The sequence below is a fragment of the Sphingobacterium sp. B16(2022) genome (genome assembly GCF_012030425.1).
In the GTDB taxonomy this organism is placed as follows: domain Bacteria; phylum Bacteroidota; class Bacteroidia; order Sphingobacteriales; family Sphingobacteriaceae; genus Sphingobacterium; species Sphingobacterium anhuiense.
The window spans coordinates 482,812-496,224 of sequence record NZ_JAAUVN010000004.1; the positions used below are offsets into that span (position 1 = coordinate 482,812).

The window sequence follows — 13,413 nt, forward strand, 5'->3', positions numbered from 1 at the left end:
TGGCTTTTACTGGAGACAGAAGGACAAATTGGGGTTATATTTGTATAAGAAGGTGAAAATTTTCACCTTCTTATTTATCAAAATTTGGACATATTGGGAAATAAGTGACTCAAAAGTAAAAAGATTGCAATTCGTTCTTTTCGCTTTTAATATCTGATTTATAAAGATAAAGCATCGGTAATGACTTCATAAATATAATCAAGATCCGCGTCGCTAATGCAGTAAGGAGGAACAAGGTAAATAATATTGCCTAATGGTCTTATTAATATACCTCGCTGTAAGAAATAGGGATATACAATTTCATTTATATTACTAAAATAAGATGTTTCTTCACGCTGTTGTAATTCGATCGCCATTATTGTTCCCGTTTGTCTGACATGCTTGATCTTAGGCTCATTTTTGATCTTAGAAAGAAAGATGCTGTGTTTCCTTGTGATGTTTGCAATACGGGCTAAAGTTTCTTTATTTAATAATAACTCCATGCTTGCCAGTGCCGCTGTACAAGCTAAAGGGCTGGCGGTAAAAGAATGGCCGTGAAATAAGGCCCGTTGTTTTTCATCCGAATAGAAAGCTTCATAGATCGTATTGGAGCAAGTTGTCATGCCCAATGGCATAGTTCCACCTGTTAAACCTTTGGAAAAACACATGATATCTGGTGATTCAGACAGATAATCTGCCGCAAACAGTTTTCCTGTGCGGCCAAAACCGACAAAAATTTCATCTTGAATCATTAAGATTCCCTTAGAACGGCAATAGTTCATTAATGTACTCAAGTCTTCTGGTTCATGCATCAACATTCCTGCTGCCCCCTGTACCAGCGGTTCGTAGATGAAGCAAGCGACCTCTGTCGCGTGTTTATCAATTTCCTGACGTAGGAATTCAATATTTTTATTTGTGGGAATGTCTATAAAAATAACATCAAAAAGCAGATGTCCGAATGGCTCTGTCCATACCCCTCTGGCACTCACTGACATCGCTCCAAAAGTATCACCATGGTAAGCATTGCGGAAGGCTAGAATTTTTGATTTCTTTTGACCTTTGTTTGCATGGTACTGTATGCACATCTTTAAGGCAACCTCGACAGCAGTAGATCCATTATCGGTATAGAATACTTTTTGTTGATTATTAGGAAGTAGTTTTAGTAAGTTTTCAGCTAATTGAATAGCTGGTTCATGTGTAAATCCTGCAAATATAACCTGCTCCAGCGTATTTAACTGTTTAGAAACACGGGCTGCAATATAGGGGTGGGCATGCCCATGTAAAGTTACCCACCAGGACGATACAGCATCGATATATCGGTTACCTAGATCATCATATAGATATGTCCCTTCGCCCCGAATGATAGGGATGATGTCCGATGCACCCTTCATTTGCGTGTAAGGATGCCAGTTAACGTTCTTGTCCCGTTCTTTTAATGTGCTGTGCATGCTTCGTCCTTCATGTGTTTGACCATCGGTTTTAATCCCAGTGTCTGGAACATTTTCATGTCCTCAGATACTCCTGGATTTGGAGTCACCAGTAATGTCTCTCGCTCACCTGTAAAAATGGAATTGGCACCCGCCATAAAACACCAGGCTTGTTCTGTTTCATTCATCTCTATACGGCCGGCACTTAACCTAACCATTGATTTTGGCATCACTATACGGGCTGTAGCGATCATTCTGACCATATCCCAGATATAAACTTTGGCATTGTTTTCCAATGGGGTTCCCTTAACACGTGCGAGTGCATTGACCGGTACAGATTCAGGATGCTTGGGCATAGTCGCCAATGTTAAAAGCATCGCTATCCGGTCTATGTGTGACTCACCTAGACCTATGATACCCCCTGAACAAACGGTTATTCCAGCCTTACGCACATGGTTGATGGTATTGATGCGGTTATCAAACGTGCGGGTAGAGATGATCTCATCATAATACTGTTCAGAGGTATCTAGGTTATGATTATAGGCATGTAGACCTGCCTCCTGAAGCCGAATAGCCTGCTGTTCCGTTAGCATTCCCAATGTACAGCAGACCTCAAGACCTAGATCATTTACGCCTTTTACCATGTCTATAATACGGTCAAAATCACGATTGTCACGAACTTCTCTCCAAGCGGCCGCCATACAAAATCGGGTAGAACCATTATTTTTTGCCTTTTGAGCATGCTCGATCACGGTTTGTGTGGGTAAGAGGGCCTGTACTTTTATATCGGTGTGATAGCGTGCGGCCTGGCCACAGTATGAACAATCTTCTGGACATCCGCCTGTCTTTACAGATAGTAAGGTGCACACCTGTACTTCAGCGGCATTATGATATTCGCGGTGAACCGAAGCGGCGTGATAAATGAGCTCCATAAGAGGTTGGTCATAGATCTGTTGAATTTCTTCCTTGGTCCAGTTATTTCGGATTGTAGTTTTCATCTGTTATTAAACTGCTTTAAGAGTTAAATGGATCGGTTATTTTTCGTACAGCTTCTGCCGTTACAGTTTCTAGCTGCGGGATATGAATAATTTGTGTATGTTCAGGTATTTGGAGGGAGATCACCCTTTCGGTATCGGTATCGATACCACCATTAAATATCAAGTATTTTAAATCTATATTTCTTTGCTTTATGGCATTTATTGATAGTAAACTATGATTAATGCACCCTAAATAATCTTTGATAACCAGCGCGACTGGAATTGTTAAGGCTTGTATTAAATCAATGATATAACAGGTGTCACTGAGTGGGACAAATAAACCACCAGCACCTTCTACAACAAGATTATTTGTCGTCTCAGGAATTTTAAAATCTTCGAGCGATATCGATGTGTTTTCTAATAAAGCGGACTTATGTGGAGATGCAGCAAGTTGTAACTTATATCGTTCGGGATGGATACGGACATCACCTTGAAGGAGATCATATATGCGCATGCTGTCTGTGGCATGTAAATCTCCAGATTGGACAGGTTTCCAATAATCCGCTTTTAGATATTGAGTTAATATAGCGGAACAGACGGTTTTGCCAATTTCTGTTCCAATTCCCGTTACAAAAATCTGTTCTTTCATATTGTTTTTTATTTTAATTCTATTTGGTTTGGGACTCAAAACGAGTATTTTGATATGTTTCTTTCTCTATAAGTCAAGACTCGATTTTATGCTTTGTGTTAGCAAGAGAATATCGTTTTTCTGATTAAATGTGTGTAGGCAAATACGTAAACGTTCTGTTCCTAATTTTACTGTTGGTGAAAAAACAGCATAGGTTTGTAATCCTTTTTCAGACAGGGAGTTCTTTAAGTTCAACAACTGTTTGTTGTCAGGAACTATAAGCGATTGTATCGGACTATCTGTGCCTGATATTGTGGGTACCTGCTGTGTTCTGAATAGGCGAATGTTGTGCCTTAAATTTGAAGCTAAGGCAGGGTGATTGTCAATAAATTCATATCCCATACGAATCTGTCTCCAGATAAGATCTGGAAGGGCTGTACTGTATATAAAGGGAGAGCCAAAATTGATGAGGTAAGTTTTGATAGGTTTACTGCAGAGTAGTGCTGCCCCATGTAATCCCATAGCCTTACCATAAGTGATCAAAGTTGCAAATACGCTGTTTTGTAAACCCAATTGATGGACAAGGCCATAGCCAAATACACCAAATGCATGTGCTTCATCGACGATGAGAGATGCTCCATATTTATCGGTCAATTTGGCGATTTCTGTTAAAGGGGCAAAATCTCCTTCCATAGAATATAGGCTTTCAACGGCCACAAAGCACAGTCCCCTGGCTCTTTTTAACTTGGCTTCTAGATCTTCAAGATTATTATGTCTAAATTTCCATTTTATAGCTTTAGACATAACACAGCCGTCGTGTACAGAACGGTGTATATACTCATCTACAATAATGGTGTCTTGCCGCTGCGGTAGACAAGAGAATAAAGTGAGGTTGGCCGCATATCCCGATGCGAATAGTAAAGCTGATTCGGTACGATGCTTTTGTGCAAGAATGAATTCTGTTTCATGCACCTCTGCCGAGTGACCGCTAATGAGTCTTGAACCAGTGCTACCCGCAAGTATTTTGGGGTCTGACTGTATGGTTTCTAGCATCATCTTATGAAAAACTTTATTCCTGGCCATGCCCAAATAGTCATTGCTCAGGAAATCGGTCTCACTGGCATTTATGCTGAGCTTTCGAAGTGATGCGGACTCTTTTCTTTGCAATAGCAGTTTATCCCATGTACTGTACATCGCCGGACATTAGTTTAATTGACTTTCTATTGCGCTGATCCATTCCGTATGTAAGGCCCGCTCTATAGTCTGTACATTGTTGGCATACTGCTCCCATTGAGGAGAAAACTGCGCCAGTTGATCAATCATTTCCTCCAGATGCCCTTCCTCTTCAAGAATTATAGATTTGACCATAACCTTGCTTTTCATTGTATCAAGCGTATGCTGGTATATGGGATATAGCTCGTCGGCACGGACCTCAATGGCGTAAGTAACAAATAGGTAAGCGGCATGCTTAAGAGCTGCGCCGCTTAGATTAAAAGTTTCTTTGAGGTAGCGACAAGATTTAATATCCAATTGATGCAGGTATTGTTTTGTGTATACTGGAGCGATTAAATATTTATCCTCATAGGTCGAGCAGATGGCTGTTCCAAGTTTACCGATCTGTTTTTTCAGGTAATAAGCATGCCTATGCTCCTCTGCCGCATGTTTTAGCTGTATGATACTAACTTCTGTAGGATGTTCACATTGCGATATTTTCCTAGCGCCAGCGTTTTCCATAAAAGAAAGTGTATTCAACCATCTGGCATGCAGTTCATCTTGCTGCACTATACAACGAAGCACATTTTGAATATCCATAGCTTTAAATTTTGAAACAAAGGTATTGTCCCGCATGAAGCTCATCGTGTACCAGTTTTCATATTTTGCCTAGTCCGGTAGCGTTTTCACAGTAAGTTTTTACATTTCTAGATTGTATTTTTCTTTCTTTTTTAATGTACTGTAGGCTGTAAACTATTCTATAATAACATTAATACCGGCCATTTTAGCTTTATATTTGATCTTTTCAATAAGGCCGTAATAGCTCCAGTTGCGGAGTAAGAATTCATCCTCCTTGGCGATCTCCTCTTTGTTGGATTGATTGACTAGAAGAAGTGTTCCTGCCTGAGATTTGATACAGATATCAATGAGTCTTCTGCTATAGAGATGTAGTCTACTATCAACATAATTCTTTTCTTTCTGATTATAATGATCTAGACTTTTGAGTTTTCTTTTACGGCCATTGCCACCTCTATTATAAGTTATGGCTCTTTGTAGTCTATGTCTTGCCGCTTGAATAGCAATACGACGGTATAAAAACTCTTCTTTTGTCCCGATTTGGTAGCAATCATTATCTATACTCACTGAAATAGGATGTTCAATAGATAGCGATGCTTCTGCAATAAGATGCTCCTGCAGAACATGGTCTTTTTGGGGCATTTCTAATGATAATAGAAGAAATATTTTACCTTTTATAACCTTTATAGCGCTAGAACAAGCCTTAATCTGCCCGACCAGTACCCTTTGTAACAGTATGCGTTTATCAGACCTATCTTTACCAAGATAAGTTCGAAAAGGAAGTTTAAATAAAGAAATTTTAAAATCTCGCCCTTGTTCATCATTACTTAATTTCATAGATTTTGAAGAAAAAGGAATAGGAATATCTTTTTTGTAAGTTCTTAACGAGCGCTCTCCCTTCCAGTAAGCTTTACGATCCGATTGAAAATTTTTGTATAATGTTGTATTGAGCGTAGATAAGATATCGGTCGGTATTTCGCCTTTAAAATAAGCTGAAAGAAGCCGATAGGTAGTATTCATTCTTGATGTATTCAATATTCCTTCTTCATCGGTATTACGGTCTGCTAATTTTACTTTCACTTCAGTAGTTAGATAAATGAGATCTTTTAAGCTATCCTGCAGAAATTGATGGGAGAGTACAATATTGGATGCTCTAAATATTATATTTTGCCAATCGAATAGCCTATCGTAATATGTGGCTCTTTTCTTTTTATCATCACAATCGATATAAATCTGTATTTTCCGGGTTAAAATAGTTGTGTTGTTTTCCATAACAAAGGGGTTTTAAGCAGTTTTCTTGCGGGGTTTTATTTTACTGTGTGCCTCGATAAATATTTTTTTGACAGCTGTAGTGTTTAAATGCAATTGCTTTGATATTTGTTCAAAAGAGAATTGCAATTCATAGCGCATGCGGAAAATTTCTACCTGTTCGTCTGTAAGTTCTACTTGTGCAACAATCTTTTTATTTGAGATTGCCTTATTTATTTTTTCATAACTATTTAAAATTGAACGAAGAACTTCAATCGTCTTTTCTACTTTTAAACTCACTTCATAGTCCGATATTCCGCCTAAGTAATAGGCAATACGCTCATAATTGAAGCTGTACTGAAGACTGAGTCTGATGAATAGTTGGTTCGAGGTTTAAAAATGGCAGTACTTTGTTGAGTTTATCTAATTGATGCTGCTTTTCATTGTCTAATTTATCAAGATAAACTAAGTCTTCATGAGCGTCATCATCTTCTTCATATCCAGCAAGAAATTCCTGATAATTTTCTATAGAATCTAATTGAAGGAGGCTACGGTGAAAGCGGCTCCGGGGGTTGCTATAAAAAATATGAATAGCCTTTTTAATTTGCATTTTTAGGAAATGCAAAAGATCTTCTTCAGAATGAATATTTTCCCGATATAGCCATAACCTTAAGAAAGCTTCATGAGTAATACTAGTTGCAATACAGGTGTCTTGTGTCGCACGGTTAGAGCGGAGGTAGAAATACGGATAAAACTTCTCATAGAAATAATTTAATCCTGCTTCAATCCCTTTGTTGAGTTGGATAAGTTGTTTTTTAGTGTTTTTTTGACTGTAAAGTTTGTTCATATTTCGTTTTATTTAGTGGGTAAACTTTTGAGACAACTTCGTGCAGTTTCTTTTCTGGCGATTTTAACCATGAAGCTGCCTAAGTTGAAAGATTTATGAATAGAACTTATTGGTATTGACGGTAATCTTGTTTTAGTCGTTTTGCGATTTTCTTAAAAGAATTTGTGAAGACCTTATCATGTTGAAAGCGTTCGTGAAAAGATGTTTTAACTCAAAATTCAATATTGTATAAACGCTCCAAGAAGATATTAATGAATAAACCGGTTCAAATTTAGTGTAATGGCAGACCTTCAATTGTATATCCCTAGCAACATGTAGCTTTATCTTCGTTGAATAATTTAATTCTTGGTAGGTATTTAGTGAGCGACAAGTGTCCTCACCCTACGGCTGTACAAGCAGCCTCGATAAATATTTTAATAGCTGATTCGTATATATAACCTGCTTATAAGCTGATATTCTTACCTCATAATTATAAATAGTGCATGATTGTATATACGTAGTAATTTATTCATTTTGTTAGTCCAGCTTATTGTTTATACATAACCAATAGTCTTGTGTTCAGGAGCTAATGATTGAGTTAACCTCAATATGTGGGTAGAGAAAAGATGTTAATCATTATAAAAAGCGGATGAGTAACCCATAAAGATTGTTAACCCATTATTGTTCTAGCAAGTTACAGTTGATACAGATTGTAAAGCTTGAAAAAAATAAATTGGAAAGTATTTAGTGAGTAGTTTAAACCCTCACCCTACGGCTTTACAAGAAGCCTCATTTTGTCTTTAATATCTATTTTATTATGGAAGTGATTTCGCAGTGCTTCTATAGGGCTGTTTTTATAAAGGTTATTTACAGCTATAGATTTTAAGTCTCCTTATCTTAGTAAGAACCTAATTGTGTACTACTTTTATTTTTTATCTTTAAAATACTTCGTATGCAATAAAAAGAGCAGCTTTCTCCATATTGTAATCCAACTGTAGTAAGAGCTTTTGCATGTAATTTTATAGTCCTTTGCTGTATGTACAATTCAGTTTACAAAGTTGATGAACAAAGGTTATTGCAAGTTTTTTGTAGACCATGTACTTAATGAGCAGCATTTGCTCTCATCTTGCGGTTTCACAAGGAACCTCTTCTCTCGGGCTACTAAAGGAGTGTAGGTCGTGAGCGTAATGTTTACCAAGGTAGATGATGGGTACGTAAACTTATGATATCTGTCTAAATCTATTATTAAATTATAATGTGCCCTTTAAAAGGAATAATAAGAAAAATTAATTTCTAATCTTAATGAACCCTTAGGATAAATAAACATAAACATAGTTGTGTATCACTTAATAATTAGGGACAACAAACAAGACCAAATATGAGAAGATCCCTAACCATCTATTAACCAAGTATGACTTTGGAAAACAGAAATTGGCAACATATTATTAATATCTTTTTTTAATGAAGAAAAAATACAAAGTTGTTTTCAGTGTATTTGGCGAGTGGAACTATCCCTTGCCTTACGGCTTCACAAGAAGCCTCTTTTTTATCAATACCAATAAGTCAAAGAACAAAAACGTGAATATATCGCTGTGCTGATATCACCTTAGAACATTTAATTTTTGAGAATCCTAGGTTTTGATGAATATTTCATATCGATCATAATTGGTTACATATACCATAGGACGAAAGGTAATTTCTCCCTTATATACACAAAAGTAATATTATAAAAGGAATTGCGCAAATTAAATCAGCTTTTTATTTGTATTTATTTTGCGCAAATATTTACTCTATTTGTTACGTGTCAAGAATAAATGAAGATATTATCCTGAATATTGGTCAAAAATTTCGAGAGCGTCGAGATGAATTAGATTTTACGCAAAGGGACGTTGCACATATGACTGACCTTACCATTAATACCATTGCTGCGGTAGAAAAGGGAAAAGGTACGACTATGTATAACTTCTTGCTAATTTGCCGCGCACTGAATATCCAGCCCAGAACATTGTTTGAGAAGAACATGGATCTGACGCCACTATATAAAATCGAACCTGAATCTAAACGACGTATAGAAACAACACAAAAGTTGGATCATTTAGTTTATCACTCGGATTTTTTTAATACACCTAAACGTGTGGCGGAGGTATTGGCAGAATTGAATTTGGATAAAAACGATAGCAATAAATTTTCCGTTTATTTAACGGGATATTGTAAAGAGCATGTGTTAGAATATAGAAAAGAAGGAAATTTTAAGCTATATAAGAAAAAGACGAATAAAATATAGAAAACACACAAAGCTGATACTTCCTGAGTAATTTGGCTGATTGAGGCTCGCGATTAAAAACGGCAGTTTGAGTTCATGTCTATATTTGTTATCGAATTCATATACTTCATTTATGGATTTTCAATTTGATAATGAATGTCTTAAAAAGATTATATTAATATATCTTGTTTTTTCATTTTTATGTTTGATATAAAAAAAATCTAAGTTACATTTGAGTATAGACTTGACTTTGTAGCTCAGCTGGTAGAGCAATTGACTCTTAATCAGCGCTTTAAGCTCATATTTCACTTCTTTAATTAATTGATTTTAAAATACTTAAGCAAATTTATTGTCAGATCAGTAGTTTTAAAATTTTGTTGATTAACCTTGTTTTTGAGCCTTAAATAGGCCCCTGTTCTCGCATGTGTTCTCGCTATTTCAATGAAATATTCTCCTTTCTATCAGTATAAAGTTAAATAGGTTTTTTTGATTTTTGAAGTTGTGGTAATGCGCTTACTAAGGACTTTCGTATTTAATGAGAAATTGCTTCTTGTTGGGACCTCATTATTTTCAAGGGTATATAAAACATAATTTTCATGTCTCACTCCTATTTATTGTAAAACATTCTCATTTTAGCACACACTTTTATCGCTCGCCGTCCTGCGAGTTGAGCGAAGGTCGTTGAAGAGAAATGCGTAGCATGATTCAACGATATCTATGAAATAGACGAAGCTGTTGGTGGTATTTTTGAAAAAAGGACTGTGAGGAGGGAATATCAAAAATAGTGACAACAGCGAAGCCTGAGGGACCAAGCAGGCGAGCCAAACTCGAAAAACGGTTGGGTTTCTAATAGGCATGTAATGCTTATTATGAAACACAAAGGAGTTTTTATGAAGTGAAGGAATTACCAAAACAGGAAGTATGACAAACTGCGGAGCATTAAAAAAGAATTGGGATGTAATCCTGTTTCTTTTTTAACTTGGTTTGGCGTATCTTCATGGCGGTAATTCCAAAACGGAATGCCTTATTACCAATTTGATTGAATTTCGATAATTATTAATGAAGTATAAGAAATACTAATATAATTAAGTAGATTTGCACAATTTTTTGTATATTACAAAAACTTAAATAAGAAAAATAAAAATGAGTCAGAAGAAAGATCTATTTGAATACTTCGTGTATTTAGTCTATCAATGGTATTGTGAGGCTAAGAACTTAGATTTTAATCAAGGCGGAAATAATGATTTAAGTAAGTTAAAATTAATTAAACTGCATTTTTTTGCATGTAGTACTTCCGACAGTGCTTTAAGGATTTTTAATAATTTCCATGCATTGCCGTATGGTCATGTTGAGAGTGATGTTTATCAAATCATAGATCAACTGAATAATTTTACAATAACCAAATCATCATTGGTTATAAAAAGTAATTTTAGTATTGAGTCGATACTTACATCTATATCTCCAGAGGATAAATCTATTATCGATGAAATAGTAAATAATTTGAAAAATCGCAATCGTATTTTGGTTACATATACTGCTTTTGATTTAGTTGAATTAAGTCATAAGTGGTTCTCTTGGCAATATTCATTTGAACAGGCGAAAAAAAAGGGTAGCCTTTCATCATATATTGATAAATCACTTATATCTAATGAATTAAAAATTTACTCCTTCTAGAATGAATTTCTATGATTTGAATTTTTGGGATTTTTTAGAAAATGCAAAGAAAGAAAGTCAAATCTATTCCTTGGAAGCGAATATTAAGGAATCGGATAGAGAAAGGATGATCTTAACGACAAAGTCAGAGAGAAGAAAATTTGTTGAATCATTTTATGACCTTCAGGAGGGGCTCTTAATACTCCATTTTACCAAACTGAGTATTGACTTAATTAGGTACTATTCTTATGTATTACTGTCTGGTAAGTATTGCATATCGGATCTGAAAAAGGATTTGGAGGAATTGGAGACCTATTTAACACAATATACATTTTACGATAACATCGATCTGAAGCAGATACCATTAGCATATGTTAGTGTTTATAAAAGGCTTAGTGATGCTTCGTCTTTGTTAATTTACGATAGTCCTTTACTTATTTTTCAAAGAATAAAGAACTTAACCTTAAATTTTCAGAAAAGGTTGGAATCTAATTTCTCTTTCGATTCTCAGAGGGAGCTTTTTAGTGCATTAAATATAAAAAGGCTAAATATTCCTGAAAAAGAACAAAATTATTTAAATGGATTTGAAACGATATTAAAGTTATATGGTCTCGAGCATTTTGGTTATGATCCTAATGATAATGTGTTTACTGATCTAATTTTGTTTAAGCAGTCTTTTAAAGAACTTCAATTACCAAATTCGGAAAATAAAGAGTTAAAAAGAATTGTGGAGATGAAATGTGATTTTTTACTTTACAAAATTGCAAAAAGGACTGGTAAAAATACATATAGCTATATTTTTGATAATGATAAAATTGAGGTCGACTTAGATAATGATAATAACTTTAAGGTATGGAAAAGTTTTATTGAATCGCATTATACGGATGGAGAAAACTCGAAGAAAGAGCAAAGAAAAAATCTAGCTAGACTCAGTGATTTGAATTTAGATGATTTTACATCCATTGATTATCACACATATATTAAGTTGTGTAAAGATGATTTTAAAAGGTTCGACATTTTAGAAGAAATTAAGAATAAATTAAAATCTAAAAATATAACAGATTCAGATTTTGATAGAAATAGTTTGAAAATATTAAAGGCTTATGTATTTAATAATTCTATATCTTTAAAACTCGAAACAATAAGCCTGAGTTATCAGGAACTTTTCGAAATTTATGAAAGTATTAGAACATATCAGCATACAGATAATATCAAAAATTATTTTCCTTGGTTAAAATTGACAAAGTATCTAACTTGTGTTATAGAAGACTATTATAAGAAAACTTATGGGATTAAGGAGAATCAAGTCAGTCTTCAAATTAAAAGTGAATTCGATAAATTATTAGAATTATTTAGCAAATGCCATAGTAAATTAAAAAGTGCTTTTAAATGGTCTCATCAGTTGAAATTGAAACCATTTCAAAACGATTTTAAACATTGTCAATCAGAAGAAACATTTAATATACTTGAATTTGGTGAATTCCAATTATTTTTCCCCAGTAGCTATGTCGTACCTTTAGATTATAGCAAAATATCCGAAGAAGTTAAAAATATCGAATTTAAGAAGAATCAAATAGAATCTTTTGAAACGACTTTTGATCTATTAAGTGATCTTATTGAAAAAATACAATCCACAAACAAAGAATTAGAAGAAAGCAAGAGTATTATTAAACAACAAGAAAGAAGATCAATAGAGGTCTTAGGTATTTTCTCTGCAGTAGCACTTTTTTCGATAGGTTCTTTACAAATATTCAAAGACAATGTGGATTTATCATTGAATACAATTTTAAATTTCATACTAGCATTTGCTTTTAGTTTATCCCTATTCATTTATTTAATTTGGATAATAACTAGAGAAAATTTAAAAAAGTTGGAGTGGTATCATTTTATTGTATTAGGATTATATGTAACAGCATTTATATTGATTTATTTTAATATAAGAGCACATGATGACCTTTATAAATACCTAAACTTAATAGCTGAATAAAATTTATTTTTTCTATAATCATCACCCTCACAGAAACCCACAAAGGTTCCAAGTGAGAGGTGATGATTACAGGTGAGACACCAAAATTATTCAGGGGTTATAAAAACAAAAAGATCATGTCTCAAAAATCTCCTTCATCTCTAAAGCTGTAATACCCATTAACACCTAGTATCAAATGGTCAGCCACCTGTATATCTAAAACCTTACCTGCTTCAATAGCCTTCTTCGTAATAGCATGGTCGTGAGAACTTGGCATTAGTTTACCTGATGGATGATTATGTGATAAGATAATTTTAGATGCACAGCATTTAAGAGCAATAGAAAAAATGGTTTTCATATCCACACTTACGGAGGCTCTCCCTCCCATTGCAATATCTGATATGCCAAGTACATGATTTGCATTATTAAGATAGATGACCTTGAACTCTTCTAAAAATTGCATCAATCCTTCGTCCCAGAACTCTTTTAATATTGTATGAGCTGTAGATGAGTCAGAAATTTGAGGACATTCAGAAACCTTAAAATTAGGTTTAAATTGGACGGTGATTTCCGCCACATTCGATAGATTTTTCATATTGTGTTGTAAATTAAAGTGCATAAAAAAAGCCTCTCCGATGTGGAGAGGCTAACATTGAGG

At 34.6% G+C, this 13,413-nt stretch carries 12 protein-coding genes; 3 read left to right on the top strand and 9 right to left on the bottom strand.

The annotated features are described in order from the left end of the window. Positions 1-158: 158 nt before the first annotated feature. The 8 genes from bioA to HCX49_RS20495 all read right to left on the bottom strand — a co-directional run bounded on the left by bioA (position 159) and on the right by HCX49_RS20495 (position 6,894). Positions 159-1,427: an adenosylmethionine--8-amino-7-oxononanoate transaminase gene (bioA, locus tag HCX49_RS20460; protein ID WP_168128002.1), complete on the bottom strand. Its 1,269-nt coding sequence runs from the start codon at positions 1,425-1,427 to the stop codon at positions 159-161. Continuing rightward, positions 1,412-2,404, bottom strand: a complete 993-nt coding sequence (bioB, locus tag HCX49_RS20465) for a biotin synthase BioB (protein ID WP_132771776.1) — start codon at positions 2,402-2,404, stop codon at positions 1,412-1,414. Before bioB ends, bioA begins: the two co-directional genes overlap by 16 nt. A gap of 16 nt (positions 2,405-2,420) precedes the next feature. Then, entirely contained in the window at positions 2,421-3,032 is a 612-nt protein-coding gene (gene bioD, locus HCX49_RS20470) for a dethiobiotin synthase (RefSeq protein WP_132771777.1), read from the bottom strand. 66 nt (positions 3,033-3,098) lie between these two features. After that, entirely contained in the window at positions 3,099-4,205 is a 1,107-nt protein-coding gene (locus HCX49_RS20475) for an aminotransferase class I/II-fold pyridoxal phosphate-dependent enzyme (protein WP_132771778.1), read from the bottom strand. 9 nt (positions 4,206-4,214) lie between these two features. After that, positions 4,215-4,823 (bottom strand): hypothetical protein, encoded by a 609-nt coding sequence (locus HCX49_RS20480; RefSeq protein ID WP_206368619.1) that lies wholly within the window; start codon positions 4,821-4,823, stop codon positions 4,215-4,217. Between the two features lie 153 nt (positions 4,824-4,976). Beyond that, positions 4,977-6,071 carry a hypothetical protein gene (locus HCX49_RS20485; protein WP_132771779.1) on the bottom strand — a complete coding sequence of 365 codons (1,095 nt, stop codon included), beginning with the start codon at positions 6,069-6,071 and terminating at the stop codon, positions 4,977-4,979. Between the two features lie 12 nt (positions 6,072-6,083). Next, on the bottom strand, positions 6,084-6,347 hold the full coding sequence (locus tag HCX49_RS20490; protein WP_168128003.1) for a hypothetical protein: 264 nt from the start codon (positions 6,345-6,347) through the stop codon (positions 6,084-6,086). A gap of 40 nt (positions 6,348-6,387) precedes the next feature. Continuing rightward, positions 6,388-6,894 carry an RNA polymerase sigma factor gene (locus HCX49_RS20495; protein WP_168128004.1) on the bottom strand — a complete coding sequence of 169 codons (507 nt, stop codon included), beginning with the start codon at positions 6,892-6,894 and terminating at the stop codon, positions 6,388-6,390. A 1,780-nt stretch (positions 6,895-8,674) separates the two neighbouring features. Here HCX49_RS20495 and HCX49_RS20500 point away from each other — a divergent pair. From HCX49_RS20500 to HCX49_RS20510, 3 genes are all read left to right on the top strand, one after another. Further along, the gene (locus HCX49_RS20500) at positions 8,675-9,157 is read left to right on the top strand and encodes a helix-turn-helix domain-containing protein (RefSeq protein WP_165902487.1); all 483 of its coding nucleotides are present in this window, start codon (positions 8,675-8,677) and stop codon (positions 9,155-9,157) included. Positions 9,158-10,279: 1,122 nt separating this feature from the next. Then, positions 10,280-10,810: a type II toxin-antitoxin system antitoxin SocA domain-containing protein gene (locus HCX49_RS20505; protein WP_168128005.1), complete on the top strand. Its 531-nt coding sequence runs from the start codon at positions 10,280-10,282 to the stop codon at positions 10,808-10,810. A 1-nt stretch (position 10,811) separates the two neighbouring features. Then, entirely contained in the window at positions 10,812-12,776 is a 1,965-nt protein-coding gene (locus HCX49_RS20510) for a hypothetical protein (RefSeq protein WP_168128006.1), read from the top strand. A 121-nt stretch (positions 12,777-12,897) separates the two neighbouring features. On the opposite strand, the gene HCX49_RS20515 is transcribed toward HCX49_RS20510, so the two are convergent. Next, positions 12,898-13,332 (bottom strand): JAB domain-containing protein, encoded by a 435-nt coding sequence (locus tag HCX49_RS20515; protein ID WP_317166850.1) that lies wholly within the window; start codon positions 13,330-13,332, stop codon positions 12,898-12,900. Positions 13,333-13,413: the final 81 nt, after the last annotated feature.

What these genes read in the sequence shown, in the direction of transcription:
- bioA (WP_168128002.1), bottom strand. Translation starts at nt 1,427, where the DNA reads ATGCACAGCACATTAAAAGAACGGGACAAGAACGTTAACTGGCATCCT.
- bioB (WP_132771776.1), bottom strand. Translation starts at nt 2,404, where the DNA reads ATGAAAACTACAATCCGAAATAACTGGACCAAGGAAGAAATTCAACAG.
- bioD (WP_132771777.1), bottom strand. Translation starts at nt 3,032, where the DNA reads ATGAAAGAACAGATTTTTGTAACGGGAATTGGAACAGAAATTGGCAAA.
- HCX49_RS20475 (WP_132771778.1), bottom strand. Translation starts at nt 4,205, where the DNA reads ATGTACAGTACATGGGATAAACTGCTATTGCAAAGAAAAGAGTCCGCA.
- HCX49_RS20480 (WP_206368619.1), bottom strand. Translation starts at nt 4,823, where the DNA reads ATGGATATTCAAAATGTGCTTCGTTGTATAGTGCAGCAAGATGAACTG.
- HCX49_RS20485 (WP_132771779.1), bottom strand. Translation starts at nt 6,071, where the DNA reads ATGGAAAACAACACAACTATTTTAACCCGGAAAATACAGATTTATATC.
- HCX49_RS20495 (WP_168128004.1), bottom strand. Translation starts at nt 6,894, where the DNA reads ATGAACAAACTTTACAGTCAAAAAAACACTAAAAAACAACTTATCCAA.
- HCX49_RS20505 (WP_168128005.1), top strand. Translation starts at nt 10,280, where the DNA reads ATGAGTCAGAAGAAAGATCTATTTGAATACTTCGTGTATTTAGTCTAT.
- HCX49_RS20510 (WP_168128006.1), top strand. Translation starts at nt 10,812, where the DNA reads ATGAATTTCTATGATTTGAATTTTTGGGATTTTTTAGAAAATGCAAAG.